At 65.5% G+C, this 23104-nt stretch carries 20 protein-coding genes, 1 other RNA gene and 7 pseudogenes; 14 read left to right on the forward strand and 14 right to left on the reverse strand.

Annotated elements, in window-relative coordinates; genetic code table 11:
• Positions 1 to 321, forward strand: a pseudogene (locus XpopCFBP1817_RS22675) (IS30 family transposase); the annotation flags it as partial.
• Positions 322 to 451: 130 nt separating this feature from the next.
• On the opposite strand, the gene XpopCFBP1817_RS06560 reads toward XpopCFBP1817_RS22675, so the two are convergent.
• From XpopCFBP1817_RS06560 to XpopCFBP1817_RS06580, 5 genes and pseudogenes are all read right to left on the reverse strand, one after another.
• Complete coding sequence (locus tag XpopCFBP1817_RS06560; RefSeq protein WP_128416511.1) at positions 452 to 2032, reverse strand: gamma-glutamyltransferase family protein; 1581 nt, start codon at positions 2030 to 2032, stop codon at positions 452 to 454.
• Positions 2032 to 3492, reverse strand: coding sequence for an AtzE family amidohydrolase (locus XpopCFBP1817_RS06565; RefSeq protein ID WP_128416512.1), 1461 nt, complete (start codon positions 3490 to 3492; stop codon positions 2032 to 2034). The genes XpopCFBP1817_RS06560 and XpopCFBP1817_RS06565 overlap by 1 nt, the downstream gene beginning before the upstream one ends.
• Positions 3493 to 3549: 57 nt before the next feature.
• Positions 3550 to 4032: pseudogene (locus XpopCFBP1817_RS06570) on the reverse strand (adenosine deaminase); the annotation flags it as partial.
• Positions 4033 to 4549: 517 nt separating this feature from the next.
• Positions 4550 to 5509: a PDR/VanB family oxidoreductase gene (locus XpopCFBP1817_RS06575; RefSeq protein WP_167393850.1), complete on the reverse strand. Its 960-nt coding sequence runs from the start codon at positions 5507 to 5509 to the stop codon at positions 4550 to 4552.
• A gap of 17 nt (positions 5510 to 5526) precedes the next feature.
• Complete coding sequence (locus tag XpopCFBP1817_RS06580) at positions 5527 to 6579, reverse strand: aromatic ring-hydroxylating oxygenase subunit alpha (RefSeq protein ID WP_128416514.1); 1053 nt, start codon at positions 6577 to 6579, stop codon at positions 5527 to 5529.
• Positions 6580 to 6705: 126 nt separating this feature from the next.
• On the opposite strand from XpopCFBP1817_RS06580, the gene XpopCFBP1817_RS06585 reads away from it, so the two are divergent.
• Both XpopCFBP1817_RS06585 and XpopCFBP1817_RS06590 read left to right on the forward strand, forming a co-directional pair.
• The gene (locus XpopCFBP1817_RS06585) at positions 6706 to 7623 is read left to right on the forward strand and encodes a LysR family transcriptional regulator (protein ID WP_128416515.1); all 918 of its coding nucleotides are present in this window, start codon (positions 6706 to 6708) and stop codon (positions 7621 to 7623) included.
• A gap of 328 nt (positions 7624 to 7951) precedes the next feature.
• A complete protein-coding gene (locus tag XpopCFBP1817_RS06590; RefSeq protein ID WP_128416516.1) occupies positions 7952 to 8755 on the forward strand; it encodes a TatD family hydrolase in 804 nt (267 codons plus the stop codon).
• An 18-nt stretch (positions 8756 to 8773) separates the two neighbouring features.
• Here the strand turns inward: XpopCFBP1817_RS06590 and XpopCFBP1817_RS06595 are convergent.
• Positions 8774 to 9322: pseudogene (locus XpopCFBP1817_RS06595) on the reverse strand (VOC family protein).
• A gap of 423 nt (positions 9323 to 9745) precedes the next feature.
• On the opposite strand from XpopCFBP1817_RS06595, the gene XpopCFBP1817_RS06600 reads away from it, so the two are divergent.
• Positions 9746 to 10609, forward strand: coding sequence for a hypothetical protein (locus tag XpopCFBP1817_RS06600; RefSeq protein ID WP_128416517.1), 864 nt, complete (start codon positions 9746 to 9748; stop codon positions 10607 to 10609).
• A gap of 187 nt (positions 10610 to 10796) precedes the next feature.
• A non-coding RNA gene (locus XpopCFBP1817_RS06605) (sX9 sRNA) lies at positions 10797 to 10873 on the forward strand.
• A 195-nt stretch (positions 10874 to 11068) separates the two neighbouring features.
• Here XpopCFBP1817_RS06605 and XpopCFBP1817_RS06610 read toward each other — a convergent pair.
• A complete protein-coding gene (locus tag XpopCFBP1817_RS06610; RefSeq protein WP_128416518.1) occupies positions 11069 to 11956 on the reverse strand; it encodes a LysR family transcriptional regulator in 888 nt (295 codons plus the stop codon).
• Between the two features lie 97 nt (positions 11957 to 12053).
• On the opposite strand from XpopCFBP1817_RS06610, the gene XpopCFBP1817_RS06615 reads away from it, so the two are divergent.
• On the forward strand, positions 12054 to 13343 hold the full coding sequence (locus XpopCFBP1817_RS06615) for an MFS transporter (protein WP_167393851.1): 1290 nt from the start codon (positions 12054 to 12056) through the stop codon (positions 13341 to 13343).
• Positions 13343 to 13737, forward strand: a pseudogene (locus XpopCFBP1817_RS06620) (VOC family protein). The gene XpopCFBP1817_RS06615 and the pseudogene XpopCFBP1817_RS06620 overlap by 1 nt, the downstream one beginning before the upstream one ends.
• 140 nt (positions 13738 to 13877) lie before the next feature.
• Here XpopCFBP1817_RS06620 and XpopCFBP1817_RS22680 read toward each other — a convergent pair.
• From XpopCFBP1817_RS22680 to XpopCFBP1817_RS06635, 6 genes are all read right to left on the reverse strand, one after another.
• Positions 13878 to 14249 carry an SDR family oxidoreductase gene (locus XpopCFBP1817_RS22680; protein WP_244171082.1) on the reverse strand — a complete coding sequence of 124 codons (372 nt, stop codon included), beginning with the start codon at positions 14247 to 14249 and terminating at the stop codon, positions 13878 to 13880.
• Between the two features lie 69 nt (positions 14250 to 14318).
• On the reverse strand, positions 14319 to 14606 hold the full coding sequence (locus XpopCFBP1817_RS22685) for a pre-peptidase C-terminal domain-containing protein (protein ID WP_244171083.1): 288 nt from the start codon (positions 14604 to 14606) through the stop codon (positions 14319 to 14321).
• Positions 14603 to 15448, reverse strand: coding sequence for a S8 family serine peptidase (locus tag XpopCFBP1817_RS22690; RefSeq protein ID WP_244171084.1), 846 nt, complete (start codon positions 15446 to 15448; stop codon positions 14603 to 14605). Before XpopCFBP1817_RS22690 ends, XpopCFBP1817_RS22685 begins: the two co-directional genes overlap by 4 nt.
• On the reverse strand, positions 15433 to 15795 hold the full coding sequence (locus XpopCFBP1817_RS22695; protein WP_244171085.1) for a hypothetical protein: 363 nt from the start codon (positions 15793 to 15795) through the stop codon (positions 15433 to 15435). Before XpopCFBP1817_RS22695 ends, XpopCFBP1817_RS22690 begins: the two co-directional genes overlap by 16 nt.
• Before the next feature lie 33 nt (positions 15796 to 15828).
• A complete protein-coding gene (locus tag XpopCFBP1817_RS22700) occupies positions 15829 to 16071 on the reverse strand; it encodes a hypothetical protein (protein ID WP_244171086.1) in 243 nt (80 codons plus the stop codon).
• An 81-nt stretch (positions 16072 to 16152) separates the two neighbouring features.
• Positions 16153 to 17238: a YadA family autotransporter adhesin gene (locus tag XpopCFBP1817_RS06635; RefSeq protein ID WP_244171087.1), complete on the reverse strand. Its 1086-nt coding sequence runs from the start codon at positions 17236 to 17238 to the stop codon at positions 16153 to 16155.
• A gap of 154 nt (positions 17239 to 17392) precedes the next feature.
• Here XpopCFBP1817_RS06635 and XpopCFBP1817_RS22705 point away from each other — a divergent pair, with 154 nt between their 5' ends.
• The 3 genes and pseudogenes from XpopCFBP1817_RS22705 to XpopCFBP1817_RS22715 all read left to right on the forward strand — a co-directional run.
• A complete protein-coding gene (locus tag XpopCFBP1817_RS22705) occupies positions 17393 to 17776 on the forward strand; it encodes a hypothetical protein (protein ID WP_244171088.1) in 384 nt (127 codons plus the stop codon).
• Positions 17736 to 17990, forward strand: coding sequence for a sensor histidine kinase (locus XpopCFBP1817_RS22710; protein ID WP_244171089.1), 255 nt, complete (start codon positions 17736 to 17738; stop codon positions 17988 to 17990). The genes XpopCFBP1817_RS22705 and XpopCFBP1817_RS22710 overlap by 41 nt, the downstream gene beginning before the upstream one ends.
• A gap of 264 nt (positions 17991 to 18254) precedes the next feature.
• A pseudogene (locus XpopCFBP1817_RS22715) lies at positions 18255 to 18458 on the forward strand (ATP-binding protein); the annotation flags it as partial.
• Positions 18459 to 18584: 126 nt separating this feature from the next.
• Here the strand turns inward: XpopCFBP1817_RS22715 and XpopCFBP1817_RS06645 are convergent.
• Positions 18585 to 19268, reverse strand: a pseudogene (locus XpopCFBP1817_RS06645) (response regulator transcription factor); the annotation flags it as partial.
• 215 nt (positions 19269 to 19483) lie between these two features.
• Here XpopCFBP1817_RS06645 and XpopCFBP1817_RS06650 point away from each other — a divergent pair.
• The 4 genes and pseudogenes from XpopCFBP1817_RS06650 to XpopCFBP1817_RS06665 all read left to right on the forward strand — a co-directional run bounded on the left by XpopCFBP1817_RS06650 (position 19484) and on the right by XpopCFBP1817_RS06665 (position 23041).
• On the forward strand, positions 19484 to 20347 hold the full coding sequence (locus tag XpopCFBP1817_RS06650; RefSeq protein WP_128416519.1) for an NAD-dependent protein deacetylase: 864 nt from the start codon (positions 19484 to 19486) through the stop codon (positions 20345 to 20347).
• 60 nt (positions 20348 to 20407) lie between these two features.
• Complete coding sequence (locus XpopCFBP1817_RS06655; RefSeq protein WP_167393853.1) at positions 20408 to 21526, forward strand: NADH:flavin oxidoreductase/NADH oxidase; 1119 nt, start codon at positions 20408 to 20410, stop codon at positions 21524 to 21526.
• 39 nt (positions 21527 to 21565) lie between these two features.
• Entirely contained in the window at positions 21566 to 22444 is an 879-nt protein-coding gene (locus XpopCFBP1817_RS06660) for an NAD(P)-dependent oxidoreductase (RefSeq protein ID WP_128416521.1), read from the forward strand.
• Positions 22445 to 22658: 214 nt separating this feature from the next.
• Positions 22659 to 23041 (forward strand): annotated as a pseudogene (locus tag XpopCFBP1817_RS06665) (XVIPCD domain-containing protein).
• Positions 23042 to 23104 lie beyond the last annotated feature (63 nt).

Consider the following 23104-nt stretch of genomic DNA (forward strand, 5'->3'; position numbering starts at 1 on the left):
CCGCCGACGTGGCGTGCGCGATGGCCGCGGGCAGCTGACACAGCGACGCAGCTGGACACAGCGCCCAAGGGTGGTGGAGCCTTGCAGAGTGCTTTCTATTTTGCAGATCCATCCTGCGCATGGCAGCCAGACAGCAACGAAAATGCCAACGGGTTGACCCGCCAGTACTTGCCACGATAGACCATTTCAGCACCATCGCCGATGCGCACCTGCGATGGATCGAGCAGCGGCTCTCCAATCGTTGGCGCAAGATACTCGGATTCAAAAACGCCCCTCGAAGTCTCCTCCAAGCAGGTCCTCAACAGCGTTGCGAATCAGAGTGGAATGCGCCGCCTCATTGGCGCATTCCATGCAAAGCATCAAGGAAAGTTAGTTCTCCTGACATGAACGATGAGTTAGGGTTTATCGGTGAGACCATTAGCTTCCAGCTCGACTCACCAAAGCCGAACCATCACCACCCAGCCACTGCACCATCCGATCGCGGATCACTCGCCCCGCTGATCACGCCATCCATCTCGCGGACCAATGCACCGGCGTGTCCCATGACCGAGGTATATGCGGGCAGCAGCTCTACGGCATGCCCGGCATCGCGTAGTGCTTGCACGACCGCCGGATCAAAGCGGTCTTCCAACTTCAACGAGGTGGTGTTTTGGCCCCATGTGCGGCCGAGCAGCCAACGCGGTGCCGTGATCGCCTGTTGCAGCGGCACGCCGAAGCGGGCGTAGCGGGAGAAGATGGCGGCCTGGGTTTGTGGTTGGCCTTCGCCGCCCATGGTGCCGTAGGCCATGACGCGGCCGTCGTCGAAGGTGGCCAGGGCGGGGTTGAGGGTGTGGAAGGGTTTGCGGCCCGGGGCGAGTGCGTTCCAGCCGTCGGGGGCTAGGCGGAAGCTGCAGCCGCGGTTTTGCCAGGTGATGCCGGTGCGCGGCAGCACCAGGCCGGAGCCAAATTCGAAATAGGTGGACTGGATGCAGCTGACCGCGCGGCCGTGTGCGTCGATGGCGCCTAACCAGACGGTGTCGCCGGCTTGCGAGGGCTGTGGCCAGGGCAGTGCGGTGGTCATGTCGATGCGTGCGGCGAGCGCGTCGAGTGCGGCGCTGTCCTCGAGCAGGGCGTGTGCGTCGAGCATCATCCAGGCGCGGTCGCCGACGTGTGCATCGCGAATCAGGAAGGCTTGTTTGGTGGCTTCGATCAGGCCGTGAAGGTGCGCGTAGCTGTCGGGTTGTTCGGCGTGCAGGCGATCGAACAGGGCGAGGATCAGCAGTGAGGCGAGGCCTTGTGTGGGCGGCGCGTGGTTGTAGAGACGCGCGCCGTGGATGGCGACCGAGAGCGGCACGCTGGCTTCGGCGTGGTGGTGTGCGAGGTCGTGTGCGTTGAGCGGGCTGCCGAGTGCTTGCAGATCAGTGGCGATGTCGTCGGCGAGTGCGCCGTGATAGAAACTTTCGAGGACTTCGTCAGCCAGCCGTTGCACGGTGCGTGCGAGCTGCGTTTGTTGCAGCAATGCGCCTTCGTGCAGGGGCGCGCCGTGTGGTTCGAAGATGCTGGCGTAGGCGCCGGGCTGCGTGCGCAGTTCGGCGCTCTTGCTCGCGGCGATATGCGCGCTACCCAACGTGACAGGTACGCCGTCGCTGGCATGGTGGATGGCGTCTTGCAATAAGCGTTGCAGCGATAACGTGCCGCCTGCGTGTTGCAGGGCGAGCGCCCAGCCGGAGACGGTGCCGGCGACGGTATTGGCCGCGCCGGGGCCGCGCCACGCAATGCTGCTGTGGCCGCGATAGAAGTCCAACGTTGCCGCCTGTGCGGCGCGGCCGCAGGCATCGATGGCGTGCACGCGGCCGCCTGGTTCGTGGATCAGCCAGAAGCCGTCGCCGCCGATGCCGGTCATGTGCGGGTACACCACGGCCAGGCAGGCGGCGGTGGCGACGTCCGCTTCGATGGCGTTGCCGCCGTCGCGCAAGACATCGCGGCCGGCCTGTGCGGCCAGGTGATGTGGGGCGACGACCATGCCGCGACGTGCGCGCAAGGTGTGCTGCATCAGCGTGTCTGCGCCGGTGGGCTGAAGGCGAGCAGGCCGTCGCGTTCGAGTTGTGCGGCGAGTGCGAACAAGCGGTCTTCGCGGCCGGGCGCTGCAATCAATTGCACGCCAAGCGGCAGACGGCCGGGGCGCGCTAACGGTGCGGCCAATACCGGGCAGGCCGCCAGGCCGAGCGGTTGCGTCAAGATCCCTAAGTTGGCGCGTGCGGAGACCGGCAGGCCATCGATCTGGATGGTGTCTTGATCGATGCGCGGCGCCACGCACGGTGTGGTTGGGGCGATCAACACATCCACTTCGTCCCAGAGGTGTTGCATGGCTGCGCTAAACCATTGTGCGAAGCGGTGTGCATCGGCCACCGCGCAGGCGGGCAGTTGCAGGCCGGCGAGCAGGCGGCAGCGGGTGGCCGGGTCGAACTGCTCGGCGTGCGTGCTCAAACCGGTGCGATGGCGGTGGCCGCCTTCGGCAGCGGTGAGCACGAAGGCGGCGGCGCGGGCGCGCTCTGCTTCGGGTAAGTCGATAAGGGTGGTGCTGCTGCAGGCGGTGAGCAATGCGCTCAGGCCGGCCTCCAGCTCGGGATCGAGATTGCGTTGGAACCAGCCGCCCAGACGCGCGATGCGCAAGCTGCCGGCGTTGCATGAGGCAACTGAGTGACCAAGCATCACTTCATAGACGCGACGTAGATCGGCGATGGAGGTGGCGAACGGGCCGACCACATCCAGTGCATCGACAAAGCCGAACACGCCCTCCAACGGCAATGCGCCATGGGTGGGGCGCAGGCCATACACGCCGCACAGCGCAGCCGGCACGCGGATGGAGCCGTTGGTGTCCGAGCCCAGCGCGAACGGCACCAGCCCGGCCGCCACCGCGGCGGCCGAGCCGCCCGACGAACCACCGGCCAGGTGGCGGTGATCGTGCGGGTTGGCAGTGGTGCCGTAATGCGCATTGACGGTGGCGAAACCGTAGGCGAACTCGTCCATGTTGGCGGTACCCACCAGCACCGCGCCGGCATCGCTCAACCGTTGCACCACAGCGGCGTCGCGCGCGGCCGGGGCGCACGGCGCGCACATCATGGCGCCGGCCGTGGTGACCTGGCCGGCGACATCGAACAGATCCTTGACCACGAACGGCACGCCGGCCAACGCACCGCCGTCGCTGCCGCCGGCCAGCGCAGCCTGCACGCGTGCGGCATCGGCGGCGGCGCGTGCGGGTAGCAGGTGGGTGATTGCGCGCAGGCTATCGTTGGCCTGATTGATGCGCGTGAGCGTCTGGGCGGCGTGGCGTGGGGCTTGGGTGGGCTGGCTGCGGGTGGTACTGACGATGGAAGCGATCTGGCCGCGCGGAGTGGTGCTGTCCTGTTGCGCGGGGCGCGGGGCGTTGAAGCTGGCGAGCAGCTGCGCATGACCGCGCAGCACCTCGGTAGTGCGATCGATGCCGGCCTGCCACTGCGCTGGGAATTGCATGGGGTCACCTTGGGTTGCTGAAAGTCATGCGCAAGCGCCATCTGCCCGACTACCATCGGTTGCGGCAACGCGCGCGCTTAGCACTGCGTCGAACTTGCCGAAGGTGCTGAAGAACTGATCGTGTCCGGTGGGTTGCGAGGCAGTGGGCAGAAACTTGCGCATCGACAAAGCATCCACCACCAGGCCATACAGCGCGGCATCGCGCGTTGCCAGATTGCGTGCGGGCTGCTGGCGTTTACCGCAGGGCGGCGCGCGCAGGCTCAGGTCATCCAGGTGTACGCAGGCGCCATCGTCGCTTGCCCATTGCAAGTAGCGCCCGGCATACACAGAGCCGGAGAGCTGGTTGTGCAGGTCGCCACCCTTGGGCATGGCTGCCGCCAGGCACGCAGCTGCGCGGGTTGGGCGGCGGCCGTTTGGAACAGCTGCGCCACCTGTTGCTCGCGCACCTGTGCGAGAGCGGCTGCGGTGCGTGCATGCGTGTGCGACTGTCGGCAATACAACGCATAACGCCAGAATCAGACTGCGGTGAAAAATGGACATGCGATAGAGCACTCGGAAGGAAAAGCGATGGCGCAATCACGCCTCCGCTAGATGCGAAGCATGCCCTGCAGCGTGGTAGACGGCCAGCGTTTGAGCTGATTGTCGCTGGCGCTGGAGATCGCGCTGGGTGGGAGGCGTTTGGATGAGGTAGCAAGACACCTTGTCGCTGCATGACAGAGGGAGTCACCAGATGCGCGTGTGGCTCGATAGATGCGCAATTCGGCTTCCATCATCGCGCCGTGCGGACTTGTCCCACTGCACGCTGCGTATCGGCACACAGGGCATAACGCTGCACAGGACATCATCTCAACCACGCGCACTGCAGTGACCAAGCCGTCTCAGGCATCAGGCATGCGATGTACTGCAGAGGCTCCGCCGTCTGCGTGGTGTCTCTATCAGCGCGGCCACACTGCGTCATGCGCCGTCTTCGCCGATTGCATCGGCAAGCACCGTCGTCACGCGTATGTATCCGGGGTTAGGGCATCGCCGTTTATGCGCGTGCCATGCATAGATCCCCTCAAAGATCCAGCACCAGCCGCGGCGAACGGCTGCGCGAACAACACAGCGTGATTTGCCGGTTTTGCGCATGGTCGCGGTCGCTGAGCACACTGTCGCGGTGGTCGGGCGTGCCGGCCAGCACGCCGGTCAGGCAGGCGCCGTACATGCCTTGCTCGCACGACAGCGGCACCTCGATACCTGCGTGCAGCAACGCGCTGGCGATGCTGCAATCGGCCGGCACCTGTACCACGCGGCCGCTGGCGGCCAGCTCCACGTCGAAGGCGCTATCGGCATCGTGCGCCAGGCTGGTTTGGGCAGCGGCGAAGTGTTCGCGGTGCAATTGCTGCGACGCCCAGCCGTGTGTTTTGGCGAGCAGCGTGAAGTGGTCCATGAAGGCGGCCGGCCCGCACAGATACAGCTGATCGCGCGCGCGCGCCTGGCCCAGTTCATCGGGCACATGCACGCGTGGGCTCTCGCCGGCGTCGCTCAGATGCAGCTGCACCTGGCCATGCGTGAAGCCCTGCTGCAGCGGCTGCAAGAACGCCACATCGGCGTGCCGGCGCACGTAGTAATGCAGCACGAAGGCCTCGCCGCGCGCTTCCAGCGCTTGGGCCATCGACAGCAGCGGGGTGATGCCGATGTCGCCGGCCAGCAGCACGTGGCGCTCGCCGGGATGCAAGGGAAACAGATTGCGCGGGGCGGAAATGCGCAGGCGGTCGCCGGTGCTCAGCTGCTCGCACAGATGCCGCGACCCGCCGCGCGAAGCGTCGGCCAACTTCACGCACAGCAGATAATGATCGCGCACATGGGGCGCGCTGGCGATCGAGTATTGTCGGATCATGCCATCGGGCAGATGCAGGTCCACATGCGCGCCGGCCTCGAATGCAGGCAATTGCGCGCCCACCGGTTCCAACCGGATCGCGCGTTGGCGATGGCCTTGGTCGAAGACGTCGGCGACGCGGACCTCGTGCAACTGCATGGCGTGATCCTCGGCGGTCAGCGCAGAAAGAAGTCGCTATAGCCCTGACTGCGCAGGCCACGGCGGTAGGCGATCGAACTGCGATCGGCCGGGATATGCACGTCCAGCAGCGGGTCCAGCGGCAGGTATTCGGGGCGCTGCGCCTCTACCATGGCACGGTCTTCCTCGAACACGCGCAGATTGAAGGCGTGCACGTCTTCCACCGGCAGATGGGTGTCGAAATTACGCGCGATCGGCACCAGCAAGCGCGTCTTGTGCTTGGACACCGGGCTGGCGGCATTCATGATCACCAAGCGCTTGCCCGGCACCGGGAAGTGGATGGTGAGCGTGGCGGTGAAGGGCAGATGCACCTCGAAATGGCGCAGCCACTGGAAATCCGGCGCCACCTCCGGCAGCGGCATGTCTACCGAATAATTGGCCACCGAGCTCAGATAATCGGCATTGAAGCCGGTGGGCGTTTCGGTGGTGGTGTAGGCCGGCACCTCGCGCTTGTCGGGCTGGGCAAAGGTCGCGGTGTGCACGAAGGCGAAATGCGCCACGTCGATGAAACCTTCCAGCTGACGCGCGGCGCTGCCGCCGATCTCGAAAGCCGGGCAGACGATCTGCTGGAAGCCTGCTTCGTCCCAGCCGGGCATTGGCGGAATCTGCACCTCGGCCTCGCTCACCCCGGCCGGCTTGCACAGGCATACCCAGATCAGGCCATAGCGCTCGGCCACTGCGTAGGTATGCAGGCGCATCTTGGCCGGGATCGTTTGGTTCGGACTGGCGGGAATGTGGTTGCAACGTCCGCCCGCGCCGAAGCGCAGCCCGTGGTAGGCGCAGACCACCCCGCCCCCATCGGCCGTGCCCATGCTCAACGGCACGCCGCGGTGCGGGCAGACATCGTGCGCGGCCACCAGCTCACTGCCGAGCCGGTAAAGCACCAGCGGCTCGTCCAGCAGGATGGCTTTGAACGGCGCCTCGCTTACTTCGCTGCTCAGCGCCACCGCGTGCCAGTGGTGGGCCAGGCGCTGCCAATCGGCGGCGGCGAAGGTGCAGTGCAGCGGCAAGGCGGGAACGGCAACATCCATGGGTCCGGTCTCTGGCGTAGGGCGGGAGGGTGCCGGATTGACTCTAGGAAGCCGGGGGTGTGTTATCAAACATCGATTTTCAGCCAAGCCATTGCAAAAAATGCAACGCCCGCCGAGCCCCGCCGCATGCTGACCTTTTCCCGCTTCACCCGTTACTTCATCGAAGTGGCTCGCTGCGGCAGCATCCGCAAGGCCTCCGACGTGCTGCACGTGTCGGCATCGGCGATCGACCGGCAGATCCTCAAGGCCGAGGAGGAGCTGGGCGCGCAGCTGTTCGAGCGCCTGCCCGGCCGGTTGCGGTTGACTGCCGCTGGCGAGCTGCTGCTGGTGGAGGTGCGCGGCTGGGAGAAGGCCTACGCGCGCACGCTGGAGCGCTTCGACGAGCTCAAGGGGCTGCGCCGCGGGCATGTGGAGATCGCCATGATCGACGCGCTCAGCGAGGGCGTGGTGCCGGCGGCAGTGGCGGCGCTGGTGCAGGAGTACCCCGGCATCACCTTCAACCTGTCCACCGCGCGCAACCAGCGGGTGATGGACATGGTGACCTCGGCCGATGTGGATATCGGCCTGCTGCTGGACCCGGTGAGCAGCGTGGACCTGGAGGTGCGCGCATTTGCCGACATCCCGTTAGGGATTGCGATGCCGGTGGGCCATCCGCTGAGTACGCGCACCGAGCTGCAGCTGAGCGAAACGCTGGAGCACCGCCTGCTGCTGCCGGCTGCCCCGTTGATCGTCGGCGAGCACGCCAAGGTGCTCTACCAACGCCAGCACATCGACGTGAAACGCCTCACGCATTGCAATGACGTGCGGACGCTGCGCGGCTTGGTGCGGGCCGGTGCGGGTGTGGGGTTGATGTCGTGGCTGGACGCCGCACCGGATGTGGCCGATGGCCGCCTGGCGTTCGTCCCGTTCCGCCGCCACCTGACCAAACCGATGACGCTGGCGCTGTGTGTGGCCCCGCAGCGGCAACTCTCGCGCTCGGCGCAACTGGCGATTCAGGCGCTGGCGGCGCGCATTGAGGCGATGGCGGTACCGGTGGTGGGGTAAAGCTATCCAGCACACCTCGCGTCGATTGCAACTCAGGCAGCGCGTGCATCAAGCCCCTCTCCCTGCGGGGCGCCAATGCACTGCTTGCGCGCCACTGGCGCGCGTGCACTGGTGCGCCCGCGCCGCAAGCGCGGGCCGGGGCGCGGAGCGGGGGTTGGGGTGAGGGTACGGGGCAAAGCCACATCGTGTGGGGTGAGGAATGCGAGGCTTCGCTCGCACCCTCATCCGGCGCTAGCGCGCCATCTTCTCCCGAAGGGAGAAGGGGAGCTAAGCGCACCCAACCCCACTCGTTACACTTACCCGGTTATCACCACACGACACCCGCACCATGCAATTGATCGATATCGGCGCCAACCTCACCCACGACTCCTTCGACCGCGATCGCGATGCGGTATTGCAGCGCGCACGCGAGGCAGGAGTGACCCAGATGGTGATCACCGGCGCCAGCCGTGAGCACGCACCACTGGCGCTGCAACTGGCGCAACAACACCCCGGACTTCTTTACGCCACCGCCGGCGTGCACCCGCACCACGCGGTGGAATTAACCGCCGAATGCGAAGCCGAAATGCGCACGCTGCAGGCGCACCCGCAGGTGGTGGCGGTGGGCGAGTGCGGGCTGGATTACTTCCGCGATTTCGCACCGCGCCCGGCGCAGCACAAGGCCTTCGAACGCCAGCTGCAATTGGCTGCCGACAACGGCAAACCCTTGTTCCTGCATCAACGCGATGCGCACGACGATTTCCTCTCGATCATGCGCAGCTTCGATGGCCGGCTCGGCGCGGCGGTGGTGCATTGCTTCACCGGCACGCGCGAAGAGTTGTTCGCGTATCTGGACCGCGATTACTACATCGGCATCACTGGCTGGTTGTGCGACGAGCGCCGCGGTGCGCATCTGCGCGAGCTGGTGCGTTCGATCCCTGCCACTCGTCTGATGATCGAAACCGATGCGCCTTACCTGCTGCCGCGCACGCTCAAGCCGATGCCCAAGGACCGCCGCAACGAGCCGATGTTCCTGTCGCATCTCCTGGAAGAACTGGCGCGCGATCGCGATGAAGCGGTTGCGCTGACCGCAGCCAACAGTACCGCTGCCGCACGTGCGTTCTTCCGGCTGCCGGAGCCCGCGGTCGCATGAGTCGAGCGGCGTGTGCGATCACGCCGCCAGCAATTCCCAGCCCTGTGCATCGCGCAGGCGCAGCCCCGGTTGCGGTGCGTCCACGCTGACCCGCACGCCGCGCACCGAAGTGATGAGCGACGCTGCTGGTCACCACCCCGACAGTGTTGCTGGGCAAGCCGATCTCGCTCAGGCACAGCAATGCCTCGCCATGGAAGTTGCCCTGGCCGGTGACCTGGTGCTGCAAGGCCTGCCGCGCGATCAGTTCCAGTACCGCCCCATCGGGTCCGTCGAAATACACCGACTGCGATTGCCACACGCCGCCCAGCTGAAAGCGCTGGCGCCCATACTGCGCGGCAAGCAGCGCGCTGCGCGTACCGATCCAGTGCGCTGCGGCGTCGAAGCGCGACGGCGCCACGTTGAAGGCCAGATGCACGCTGCCCACCGGCTGTTGCGCCTGCACGCATTCCAGCGTGCTCCAGCCGATGCGAACGCTTTTGCCGTGCAACGGCAACTGCAGTATGTCGCGATAGAAACGCCCGGTGAGGTCGGGGCGAGACATGGCAACACCAGATGACGCAGATGCATGGCACTCAAGTGATGGAGGGGCTGCACTGAACAACCTCGGTTGCAGGTGAGGTCAAGCGTTTCATTCTGCGCGTCGTAACCTGTGGTGAGTGAGTGAGTGCCAGCCAGCAGGCAGGCCTTTCATGGCGACCTTGCACCGGTGCGTCTTATGCAGCCTCGCAGCCCGACAAGATGCGTCCTTGAGCATGTCCGTGAGCCTGCTTGAACAGTACTGACTTTTGTCTGCAATCACTGGCATCGATCAATTTCAATGTGCACGGTCACTCGTCAGCCGCCCGACAGTTCGCTTCATGGCAGGCCGGAACTTCGCATACGCAAGCGGGCTTTCGTCGGCGTGGACGCGGCATGCGCGAAATTGCCTACGCTTGCAAACAAGATAGGAGATGTGACATGGGAAACTGCTTACGCATACCCTCTGCAAACATGGCTCCCGAGTTGCGGGAGCATGGCACCGCCGAAGCGTCCACCAGCAACCCCATGTCGCAGGCAGGAAACATGACGCCCGGGTCGCAAGAGCATAGCGCCGTCGAGAGTTGCGCCGGAAGCCAGATTGCCGATATGTGGCTGTCATCTCTGGAGCGACCGGCCCGCAGATCTTCCGGGCGTAGGATCCAATCCACGGCCCAGGCGCCCTTGCAATCGAATTTGGATGAGAAACGCCAATCGATGCTACAACGCGCGATAACTCTGGAGGATCATTGGCGGAGTCTTCAGGAGCGTTGCGCGGAAAGAGGTGTCGGCGGCTGGCAAGCGCACAATCTGGATATGTTCAAGGGAATCATTGACCAGAACAAACAGGATTTGAAGAACATGGGCGATGAAGGTGGCGATATCAATGATCGCCGCCTTGACCAAATTAACCGCCAATTGGTGAATTTGGAGAAAGATATCATTAATAAAAAAAAACTGAAATCACATCTTGCAAGAGCGACCGACTTCTTGGGTCGGCTGAAACTGCTGAAAAACCAATTCTCAATCCGAGGCGATAACAACGGAATTTTGGATGGTATCGATTCAAACATAAAAGATTTGGAAGGCATCTTGAATGACCTGACGGCTGTTGATGCCGATGGCATCGACTACGACGGTTCCCACGGGGATGCTATCGCTTACTTCAATAGTGTAACGGCATCGCTTGAAACGATGCTTCGACGTCCAGAGCCAGGCTATTATGATTATATGCAACCCGCATTGGGTGCTGTCCTAAAGGATGGTTACTCATCGAGCAGGCGGAAGGCGGTAGGCGATCCTGGAATGCAGGGTGGCGACAGCGATGGCATTTCTTGAAGAGCGAGTCGGCAGATTCTCAATGGTCTCCATGGGGTGGCGATTGGTGTTTCGAAGCGTGGCAACGTACGTTCTGTGCTTGTGTCCGCTACCTGGAATGACAACCCGGAACTGACCCAGATTTAGAGCGGCTAACAAAACTACTGCGCTCACCGCCAGGCGGGCGCGGCCGGTGCTCGGAATCGGCATGTACCACTCGTACACTCCGGTTCTGAGCGCGCCGTCCGCACCCACCTGACGACTGCTCGCTACGTTTTGTTAGCCGCTCTTAGATGGTCTGAAAATGACGGGCTCCTACTCAAACGATGTCTGCAGTGAGCACCGGCCCCTCGCGGTCAGTGCATGCAGTCGGCAGTGACCAGAGCCAAGGGTCCAGGGTCCAGGGTCCAGGGTACAAGGTCAACATCGTTCCAACAGCATCAAACAAAACGTCGCTGTGTCGTGGTTGTGCTGCCATTGCTAGATCAGCGTTGCCAGCGCCCATAGATGCCGCACCAAGGGCGTGGTGTCCAAGGCGCCAGGCGACACCGCCAACGCGAGCCGGGCCAGCGGCATCCGCCCTTCGATATCCAGGTAGCGCACGCCGGGCCGTTGCAGTTGCGCGGTGGAGGCGGGCACCACCGACACGCCCAGTTCGGCGGCGACCAGGTTGATGATCGACGACATCTGCGGCGCTTCCTGGGTGATGCGCAAGGTCACGCCGGATTCGCGGCAGGCGGCGAGAATTTCGTCGTACAGACTCGAACCGAAACTGCGCGGAAACAGAATGAACGGCTCGCCCGCCAGCGCGGCCAATGGCGCGCTGCTGCGTGCGGCCAGGCAATGCGCGGCGGGCACGGCGATCATCATCGGCTCATCGGCAAAGCGCAGCAGTTGCAGGTCCGGTGGCGTGCTCAAGCCGTAACGCACGAAGGCCGCGTCCAGGCGGCCATCGGCAAGGGCGACCAATAATCCGGCGGTGTTGGTTTCTTCCAGCAGCAACTCGACCTGCGGCCATTGCCGACGAAAGTCGCGGATCAGGTGCGGCACCACCGGATTAAATGCGGCCGAGGCGGTGAAGCCCAGCCGCAGCCTGCCGGATTGGCCACGCGCTACCCGGCGTGCGGTTTCGGCAGCGCGCTCCACATCGGCGAGCACGCGGCGCACCTCGACCAGAAACGCCTCGCCGGCCGGAGTCAGCTCGGCGCCGCTATGGGTGCGCCAGAACAGCGGTGTGCCCAGGTCGCGCTCCAGCGCCTGGATCTGCTGGCTCAGCGGTGGCTGGCCGATGCCGACCCGTGCCGCAGCGCGGGTGAAGTTGCCTGCCTCGGCGACGGCCAGGAAATAGCGTAAATGGCGAAGTTCCATGCTATCTGTTCTGGATATGGAAACTGCCGGTATCATATATTGGACAGGGGGTGAGGGCAGGCGAATACTCGCCGTACCATGTCTCGACTCCGCTCCCATGTATTCTTCTGATCGCCGCTCCGGCACCTTGCCGGGCACCGCCGCCAGTGCTGCAACCGACGCACTTGTCATCGACGCGCCCGCCAGCGGCCGTATCCGGTTTGCGCTGTTTCTGGCCGGCTTTGCTACGTTTTCGCTGCTGTACAGCGTGCAGCCGGTGCTGCCCGAATTTGCGCGCACCTTCGGCGTGGACGCGGCCACTGCCTCGCTACCGTTGTCGCTGACCACCGGCGCGCTGGCCCTGGCGATCTTCTGCGCCGGTGCAGTGTCGGAAAACCTCGGCCGGCGCGGGCTGATGTTCGTGTCGATCGCACTGGCCGCAGTGCTCAACCTGATCGCCGCATTCCTGCCGCACTGGGGTGCGTTGGTGCTGGTGCGCACCTTGTCCGGTATCGCGCTGGGTGGGGTGCCGGCAGTGGCGATGGTGTATCTGGGCGAAGAGCTGCCGGCCAACAAGATGGGCGCGGCCACCGGTTTGTATGTGGCCGGCAACGCATTCGGCGGCATGAGCGGGCGCATCGTGATGAGCGTGCTGACCGATCATTACGATTGGCGCACCGCATTGGCGGTGTTGAGCGTGTTCGACCTGCTGTGCGCGCTTGCGTTTTTCTGGCTGCTGCCACCGTCGCGCAATTTCGTGCGCCGGCATGGCATCAATCTGCGCTTCCATCTGCGCGCCTGGGCCGGGCATCTGCGCGATCGCAATCTGCCGTGGTTGTTCGCGCTGCCGTTTCTGTTGATGGGCGTGTTCGTGTGTCTTTACAACTATGCCGGCTTTCGTCTGGGCGGGCCGGAATTCGGCCTGAGTCAGAGCCAGATCGGCATGATCTTCAGCGCGTATGTGTTCGGCATCGTCAGCTCCTCGGTGGCCGGTGCGGCCTCGGATCGTTTCGGGCGCGGCCCGGTGGTCACTGCCGGCATCGTGCTGTGCGTGCTCGGGGTGGCGTTGACCCTGGCGCAAGTACTGGCGCTGGTGGTGGCTGGCATCGTGTTGCTGACGATCGGGTTCTTCATTGCGCATTCGGCCGCCAGCGCGTGGGTGAGCCGGCTCGGCGGTGCACATCGCAGCCATGCCGCGTCGCTGTACCTGCTGGCGTATTACGCCGGCTCCAGCGTGATCGGCGCGCTCGGTGGCTGGTTCTGGCAACACGGTGGCTGGGGCGCGTTGGTTGGCATGTGTTTGACGCTGCTGGCGCTCGCCTTTGCGGCTGCTTATGTACTACGTCAACGTGCCGACGATGCACGCCCCTACGGCCGGTTTGCGCCGCATCCTGCGCGAGGTGACTGATGCAGATCGAGCGACTCGATCGTCTGTATCGACCCTGGCCGACGTGGACGCCACCTGCGCGTTCTATGCGCGCATGCTCGGCATGCAGGTGATCATCTTCGGCGAAGGCCGGCGCGAGTTCGAACCCAAGGCGCAGCGACCGACGCCGTGCTCGGCCGATCTGTGTCTGATCACCTCCACACCGCTGCAACAGGCGCACGCCGAACGCGTTGCTGCGGGCGTGACCATCGAGCAACGCCCGATCCAGCGCACCGGCGCAACCAGGCCGTTGTTGTCTGTGTACTTGCGCGACCCGGACGGCAATCTGATCGAGGTCAGCAATGTTCGGACATCGCTACATGCGCCACGGTGGCGGCTGCCGGTTCGACGCTGCCAGGACCGGTGTGCCCGTTGAGATCGGTAGCGGTGTAACCGGGAGTGCCCGTATTGACCTCAAAGCCTTCGCTACGCGGTTCGTTGGTCAGCACCACGGCGAAGGCGTTGAGCGCGGCCTTGGACGAGCAATCCCCCAACGCGTTGGCGGCGTGATAGCGATCACCGGGGGTCGCCTTGCAACGACAACGCGCCCAGGTCGCTGGACACATTGACGATACGTTTGAGCGTGCCGGCACGCAGCAGCGGCAACATCGCCTGGGTGATGGCGACCTGGCCGAACAGATTGACCCCGTCGGTGGCGCGCAGCTTGTCCAACGTCGCGGTGGCGGGCGTGCGGTCATCGACAAACACTGCGGCAGTGTTGACCAGTACATCGCGTGTCGCACCGTTTGCCTGCAACTGCGCAACCGCTGCGGCGATGTTGTTGGTGTCGGTGATATCCAGCGGTAACACAGGCACGTTGTCTGTCTTGCTCAGGTGCATCTCGACATCGAATGCGGACGAGCGCGTAACTCCGCGTGTGCGGCGCATGCAGCAGCGCGTCGAGTACGCCGGAAACCGTGACGCCCAGGCGCGCCGCTGCGCGAGAACATGGGCCCACTACAGCGTGTAGTTCGCCATGATGCTCAGGTTGCTGTAACCGCCGGTGCCGCCGACTACGCGGATGAAGTAGCTGTCGGTGGCCGGCAATGCAAGCTGTACGCTCTGGGTGGTGCCGGGGCGCGTCGAGCTGTAGTCGGCATTGCTGCCGTCGGTGCCGGGTGCTCGCGTGGTACGCACATAGAGCTTGACCTGACCACGGCCGGAGAGCGTGCGGATCTGCAGATTGCGCGCATTGACCGGCACATCCAGGCGATACAGCGGGCCTTCGCCAGCCGCGGCGCTCACCCACTGACGGTCGCGCCGCGGCTGAGCAGCACCGCCTGTTCTTCGCCGCCACCGCTGGTGACGCCGGCCGCGCGGGCGACCGCAGCATTTGCATTGAGAATGCCGGCGCCGATGCGCAGCGTGGGCCTGATGGGGAACGGGATCGAGGTCTGGGTCAGGATCTCACGCAGCCTGGCCGGTGTGGGTACCGGTTGGTTGCTGGCGATCGCGGCGCTGATCGCCAGTGCCGCAACACCGGCCACGTGTGCTGCCGCCATCGAGGTGCCGGAGTAGCCGGCATAGTTGGGCTCGCCCGGCGCGTGGGTACCGCGATTGAGGCTGGACCAGATCAGCCCGGCGCGCACGGTGGTGCCGCTTGCGGCGCCGTTCCGGTACACGCCGCTGCCTGGGGCGGCCAGGGTCACGCCGTTGCCGTAGCTGGAATAGAACGCCCGCTTGCCGGTGATGCCGGTGGCCGCCACGTTGATCACGCCGGGGCAGCTGGCCGGCGTGAAGCCGCCCGCATCGTGGCTGTCGTTGCCGGCTGCCACCACCACGGTAGTGCCGCCCGCGATGCCCACCATGCCCAGGTTGTTTTTGTTCAGCATGGCGATGGTGCCGGCCACGTGTGTGCCATGCCAGGAGCTGTCGGTCTGCTGCCCTGGCTGCGCGCAACCGCCGTTGGTCGCCAGATATTTGTCTTCGCTGGTCCCATCGCCGGTGTCCCAGCCGCCGGCGAGGCGGCCATCGCTGGCGCGGCCGGAGATGAAGGCGTTGCTGGTGAAGTCGTAACCGGCATCGGCCAGCGACAGGTCCGGATCCGGGTGCTGGGTGATGCCGGTGTCGATCACCGCCACCACCACGCCACCACCACGCCGCTGCCATCGCCGTACTGCCAGGCCGGCAGCAGATCGATGCCGCCACGGTTGGCGTAACTGGCGGTGTCTGGTGCCAGCGTTTCCAGATGACCATCCGGTGCACGCAGATGCCATTGCACCTCGAAGCCCGGGTCGCTCGGCGGTGTGGCGACGGCGGCGGCCATGGCCATGGCGGTGCTGCGGATCGGTTGCAGCAGCACGTTCGGTTCCACATGCGCCACCGACGGGTCGGCTCTCAGCGCCTTCATCACGCTGTCGAGCTGAGCATTGCTGAGGCGAAGGCTGGGGCGCACCAGGTCGGCGCCGATGGCCAGCCGGCGCACCCGCTCCAAGCTGGGCGCGCTCTGGCGGTAATGACTGGACCACTAGCTGCGGGTGGTGGGCGCGGCCATGATCGTGCTCAGTCTGGTGGCTGCGGCATCGGCATCGCCGCGTTCGGTGCTGCCGTTGCGGTAGGTGACGATCAGGCTATCGTAAAAGCGCGATTGGCTGCCGCCGGAGAGCACCGACAGTGGCGTGGAGGCTGATTGCGCGTGGGCGATGGGCAGCGCAAGGCTCAGCGACAGCGCCAGCAGCGTCGGTGCGAGAAACGCGGTACGGGTTGACATGGAGAGGTCTCTGCAAGAAACGCGGGGAGAGGAGCCGGGCGAGGGCGGGCAGGCGGCTTACCAGCTGAAGCCGGCGCCGGCCTACAGACTCGTTTCGTTGCCGGCGAAGGCGCCGCCGATGGACACGCTGGCGCGGTTGCCAAACGCACGCTGATAACCGACTGCCAAGGCGCTTTCGCCTCCTTGCGAGCCGACGCCCACGCCGACCCGGTTGGCGCCGGACGGGCCGGCGGTATTCATTGCCATCCCCGCGTAGGCACCGCTAATCGCGCCCATGCGGTCGATGCGCTGGTCTAGGCTGTGGAAGCGGCGGTCGGTCTCGTTGCGCAACGCAGTGAGGGTAGTGTCCCAGCTGTCGATGCGGTTGTCGGTATAGGCGTTGGCCGTGGCCACCGACGCTGCGTCTGCGGCCTGCAGCTGCTGCAGGTTGACCGCGTCGGTGGCGGCCGTGCCGGCGGCGACATTGACCACCTGGCGCTCTGCACCGGCCACCGACACCGTGTTGGCGCGGTTGGCCACCGCATTGCGGCCCAGCGCCACGGCGTTGTCGGCGCTCACTGCCGCGCCCTGGCCGATGGCGGTGCCGGAGGCGGCGCTGACGCTGGCACGTTCGCCCACCGCCACTGCATTGGTGGCGGTGGCAGCGATGCTGGTGTTGGCGCCAACGGCGGTGTTGCCGTCTGCATTGACGCGCGCATTGGCGCCCAGCGCGGTGTCGTTAGGGCCGCAGGCCAGCGCGCTGGTGCCGACGGCCAGGCCGTTTTCACCGTTTGCAATCGCGTTGGAGCCGATCGCCACCGCGTTGGTACCGGCGCCGATCTGCGCATCGCCGCCGCTGCCGCCCACCGCGACCGTGCCGCTGCTGGCGCCGCCAGTGTCCATCCTGTCAAGTGCCTGATCCAGGGCGGTCATCGCCGCACCGACGCTGGCATAGCGGGTGCCCTGAACCACATACGTGCCGCCCACCAGGACGCCGTTGTCGAGCACCGAGCCGGCGCCCAGCGCGGTGGCAATACTCTGCAATTGCGAAACGTTGACCGCATCGGTGGCAGCGGTGCCGGCGGCCACATGGGTCAACTGACGCTCTGCCCCTTCACTGCCGAACGCCACGCTGATGCGGGCGGCGACGGACAGACGCGGTGCCGGGAACGAACGGAGCCTAGACATGCGGAGTACCTGGGCTGGTGCCGCCGGCCACGGCGGCGGGGGATTTGCCCGCGATTAAGTCAGCCGGGTTTTCGTCGATCAATGCGCGAAGACTCACGCGTGTCTCACGTTTAGACTCACCGCCATGCGACTGCCGGTGCGATGCCTTTCACAGATGTGGTCATTGCGCTGGCTGCAACGCGGCTGGCGCAGTGCAGCGGTCTGGTTACGACGGGTGCCGTTGCGCGACCCGGTGAATCGCCGCAACGCACCGGCGCTGCAACTGTTGCTGCTGTATCTGGGTTTGGAGATCCCGCTCAACAAGCCGTACATCCTGCTCAACGCCAGGCTGCAGCTGACGGCCGTGCAGCTGGCGGTGGGCCTGGGCACCGATGCGGCGATCACCGTCGCGGCTTGGTGCGCCATCTGGCGCATCCGCCAGGGCGCACTGAAACCGGCGATCGGCCTGTTCCTCGCGGTGGTGCTGTCTGATGGTCAGGCTGGTGCTGGATCGCAGCGTGGCGGCGCTACGCGAAAGCCTGCACCGTGCGCGGCGTAACGCAGCGCGCCTGCAGGTGAAAATCCGCGAGCGCGAACAGGCGCCGCAGCGCGTGCTGCATCTGCAGAAGATCGAGTCGGTGGGCCAGCTGGCCAGTGGCGTGTCGCACGATTTCAACAACATCCTCGATGCGATCCTGGGGTATGCCGAGCAACGCCATTGCCTGCACGAACTGGATTTCGATCCGCCGCGTGATGCAGTGGCGATGGCCTAGGCGTTGGAAGGCATCGCCCTGGCCGCGCAGCGCGGCAGCACCATTAGCGGCAAGCTACTGAGTTTCAGCCGACGCGATCTGGCGGTGCCAACACACTTCGATGCGGCGCAGGCAGTGCAGGCGATCGCCCCGATGCTGACGCAACTGCGCGGCACGCACGTGCAGCTGCAGTTGCAGTTCTGCGCAGCGACGGTGCCGGTCTATCTGGACCGCAGTCAGTTCGATCTGGTCATGCTCAACGTCGCCGCCAATGCACGCGATGCGATGCCCGATGGCGGCAATTTCAGCGTGCACGTGTCGCGGCAGCGCACGATGGTCTGCATTGCCTTGGTCGATACCGGTCACGGCATGCCGGCCGATGTGGTGGCGCAGGTCTTTGCGCCGTTCTTCACCACCAAGCCGGCCGGCAAGGGTACCGGTCTGGGCCTGGCCATGGCGCACGAACTGGTACTGCAGACCGGCGGCATGCTGAGTGCGGACAGTGTGCCCGGCGCAGGCACGCAGTTCGTCATGCGCTTGCCGTTGGTCCAGCATGAGCAGGTAGCCGGCGCCGCGCACCGAGGTCAGCGGCAACGCCGCGCCGCTGCGCGCGAGCACCTTGTGGCGCAGCCGATGCAGCAGCGCCTCCAGCCGATGCGGATCGATCTCCATGCCCAGGCTGCCGCCCAGCGTGGTCAGCAGCGCGCGACGGCTCACCAGCCGCCCCGCCGACTGCCACAGGCAGTGCAGCACCAATCGTTCCGAGCCGGTCAACGGCACGGCGTTGCCATCGGGCGCGAACAGGCACCAGCCATCGTCCTGCAACTGCCAGGCATCGTGCGCGGCAGCTGTAGGTGCGGTCGGCGCGTTTGCCGGCCCTCGTGGCAGCCGTCGCGCCACACTGAACAGTGTGGCGGCCAGCATCTCGATCTCCACCGGCTTGACCAGGTACGCATCGGCGCCCTGGCTGAGCCCGCGCAGGCGGTCGGGTTGGTCGCCGCGCCCGCTCAGGATCACGATGCCCAATGCCGGGTGCATCGCCTGCAACTGCTGCGTCAGCGCAAAGCCATCGCCATCTGGCAGGCCGATGTCGAGCACGATCAACTCCACGCTGGCGTTGCGCAGCAGCGCATGCAATGTCTGGATGGTGCGCAACGCAATCACGTCGAAACCGTGGCGTTGCAGCCCCGGCAGCAGCACCCGGTCGCGCAGCACGTCGTCGTCTTCCAGCAACGCCACGCGCAGTGGCGCATGCACCAAACGCGGCGATGGGTCGTCCGGGCGGGAGGCGTTGCTCACAATGCGAATAACGGATGGATGTCGGCGTCCCGGTGTGATGGCTCGCGCCGGTGGCGCGCATGCTGCGCCGCGTGCGACATGGGTTCATTTCAGCGGCAGTCCGACAGTAGCCAGTGTGTCTGCCGCGTTCAATGCGGTCCAGGCCGCAGCGTGCAGCGCATTGCCGGCATGCATGCAATGATCCGCCGCGTTCCCCCGGTCAAGGTAGCGCACGCATGTCCGATTCGATGCTCAGCGATTTCGTGCAGCGCCATCGGCGCCTGTTCGTGCTCACCGGCGCCGGTTGCAGCACCGATTCGGGCATTCCCGATTACCGCGATCTGCACGGTGGCTGGAAACGTCCGCAGCCGGTGACGTTTCAGGCCTTCATGGGCGAGCTGTCCACGCGTCAGCGCTACTGGGCGCGCAGTCTGGTCGGCTGGCCGCGCTTCGGATTGGCGCAACCCAATGCGACCCATTACGCACTGGCCGCACTGGAAGCACGCGGCCAGCTGGAACTGCTGCTAACGCAAAATGTGGATCGCCTGCATCAGGCCGCTGGTAGCCAGGCGGTGATCGATCTGCATGGCCGGCTCGATGTGGTGCGTTGCATGGGTTGCGAGCGGCGCATGCCACGCACCGAGTTTCAGGTGCTGCTCGAGCACGCCAACCCCGGGTGGGCCGAGCTGGGGGCCGCGCAGGCGCCCGATGGCGATGCGGATCTGGACGATGTGGCCTTCGATAGTTTCGTGGTGCCGGCGTGCCCGGTGTGCGGCGGCGTGCTGAAGCCGGATGTGGTGTTCTTCGGCGAGAATGTGCCACGCGAGCGCGTGGAACGCGCATTTGCGCATCTGCAGGCGGCCGATGCGGTATTGGTAGTGGGCTCGTCGCTGATGGTGTATTCGGGCTTTCGTTTCGTGCAGACCGCCGCGCGCAATGGCTTGCCGATCGCCGCGCTCAACTTCGGGCGCACGCGTGCGGACGCATTGCTCAGTTTGAAGGTGCAGCAATCCTGCGCGCAGGCCTTGGCATTCCTGCATGCGCCGGTCGACCCGCTACGCGCACACGGCGTCAATGACGCCAGTGCGCGCTCGGCATGACGCAGTGATCCATCGCAGCGGTTGTGCGCAGGCACGCGGCGCAGTGCAATGGGCATCCCCGTGTCATGTGTGGATGCCCTCTTGAGCCAGCTGTTCTCTCCCATCCGCTTCGGTCCGCTTGCGCTTGCCAACCGCATCGTCATCGCCCCGATGTGCCAGTACTCCGCACAGGACGGCCGCGCCAGCGACTGGCACCGCATCCATCTGGGCACCTTGTCGCAATCCGGTGCCGGCCTGCTGATTCTGGAAGCGGCCGCGGTGCAGCCGCAGGGCCGCATCTCTTACGCCGATCTGGGCCTGTACGACGACGCCACCGAGCAGGCGTTGGACGAGGTGCTGCAATCGGTACGACGCTGGTCGCCGATGCCGATCGGCATTCAACTGGCACATGCCGGACGTAAAGCTTCCACCGATCTGCCGTGGACCGGTGGCGAGGCGATTGCACCGGATCACGCGCATGGCTGGCAGACCGTGTCCGCATCGGCGCTGGCGTTTCGCGACGGTCAGCCGTTGCCGCAGGCGCTGGACGAAGCCGGCATCGATGCGTTGGTTGAAGCGTTTGTCGCCTCGGCACAGCGCGCCGAGCGTCTGGGTCTGGACTTGATCGAGCTGCATGCCGCGCATGGGTATCTGATGCATCAGTTCCTGTCGCCGCTGAGCAATCAGCGCAGCGATGCGTATGGCGGTTCCTTGGAAAACCGCATGCGGCTGACCTTGCGCATCTTCGATGCGGTGCGTGCGGCGGTGTCGGACAAGATCGCCATCGGCGTGCGTATTTCTGCCACCGATTGGGTCGAGGACGGTTGGGATCTGCAGCAGAGCATCGCCTTGTCCAAAGCGCTGGATGCACGCGGTGCGCATTACATCCATGTCTCCAGCGGCGGGCTGGACCCGCGCCAGCAGATTCCTGTGCAGGCGGGCTATCAGATTCCGTTTGCGCAGCAGATCAAGGCGCAGGTCAACACGCCGGTGATCGGCGTGGGCCTGATCACCGAGCCGGCGCAGGCCGAGGCGATTGTGCAAGACGGCCAGGCCGATGCCATCGCCCTGGCGCGCGGCATTCTGTACGACCCGCGCTGGCCGTGGCATGCCGCCGCCGCACTCGGTGCCTCGGTCACGCCCGCGCCGCAATACCTGCGCTGCGAGCCACGCGATGCGCGCGGCGTGTTCGCCAGCTGATCCTCACCACTGACGTCATCACGAACAAGGACACAACGCATGCCGATAGGATTTCTGGGTTTGGGCACGATGGGCCTGCCGATGGCGCACACCCTGCTGCGCGGCGGGTTCGAGTTGAGTGTGTGGAACCGTTCGCCCGAGCGCGCGCAGTCGCTGCGCCAGGCCGGTGCAACGGTGGTGGAAGCGCCACGCGACGCTGCACACGGCCCGCTGTTGTTCTCGATGCTGGCCGACGATAACGCGGTGCGTGCAACCCTGCTGGAATGCGGCGTGCTGGACGCGCTGCCGGCGGGCAGCGTGCACGTCAACATGGCCACCATCTCGGTGGCATTGGCGCACGAGTTGACCGCCCTGCATGCCGAACGCGGCGTGGCCTACGTGGCCGCACCGGTGCTCGGCCGCGTCGATGTGGCCGAGGCCGGCAAGCTCAACATTCTGGCCGCCGGCGATGAGGCGGCGTTGGCCCGCGTGCAGCCGATGTTCGATGTGTTGGGTCAACGCACCTGGGAGATCGGCCGCACCCCCGAGCAGGCCAATGCGGTCAAGCTGGCGGCCAACGTGTGCCTGGCCAGCGCGATCGGCGCCATGGCCGAAGCCAGCGCGCTGGCACGCGGTCACGGCGTGGAGGCCACCCAGTTCCTGGGCATGCTCACCAGCACCTTGTTCGCCGCGCCGGCGTACCAGAGTTACGGCCGATTGATCATGCAACGCGAGTACCTGCCGGCCGGCTTCACCGCCACCCTGGGCCGCAAGGATGTGGATCTGGCGATCCAGGCCGGCGCCGACAAGCAGGTGCCGATGCCGCTGGGCGAGTTGCTGCGCGCCGGCCTGGACGAGGCGATCGCACAAGGCGACGGCAACGCCGATTGGGCGGTGCTGGCAGAGGTGTCGGCACGGCGGGCGGGGCAGGTGGCTTGATCGCAATTGCGGGAAGTGCCGTTAGCCACGCTCAGGGCGCTTGGCTTCAAGGCGAGACAGGCCGCGTCTTGCCCGCCTAACCATGCAGCAGACCTTCTAAAACGCCGGCTCGTGACAGCCGCCGCACCCGGGAGGACGCGATGTGGTACCTGCATATCACGCTCGGTTCGACCGCGCGCGCACCGCGCGCACTGGCCTGCGCCGGTGCCACACGATGACCGCCGCACCGGGCGTCGACCAGAGCCCGGTGGGCCCGGACCATCCCGAGCATCCTGACCATTATCTATATCGCGCAGATCTGCGAAGCAGTGGCCGTACTCGACGCCGAGTTGAACAAACCTACCGACGCAGCCAGCGTGCGCATGGCCGCGCGCTGGCTAAGCAGCACGGCTTCGATCAGATGGACGACGTGGTCCTCGGCCGGCGTGTCGGCGAAGTGGGCGGAACGTGTTCGTGGTGCGTGGCGAGCTCTCCGACCCCGCGCATCTGCGCGCGCACATCACCACGCAAGAAGCGATGGAGACCTTGGTGGACGCATCGATGGCGCAACAGGACGAGATCAATCGGCGGCTGATGCTGCGCCTGCCGCCGCGCTGAGTGGCATGTAAAAGTTACCGGCGCAAGCACTGCGCCCGCAGCTGCGCACATTGGCTATCATTG

The sequence above is a fragment of the Xanthomonas populi genome, from assembly GCF_002940065.1.
Lineage (GTDB): Bacteria > Pseudomonadota > Gammaproteobacteria > Xanthomonadales > Xanthomonadaceae > Xanthomonas > Xanthomonas populi.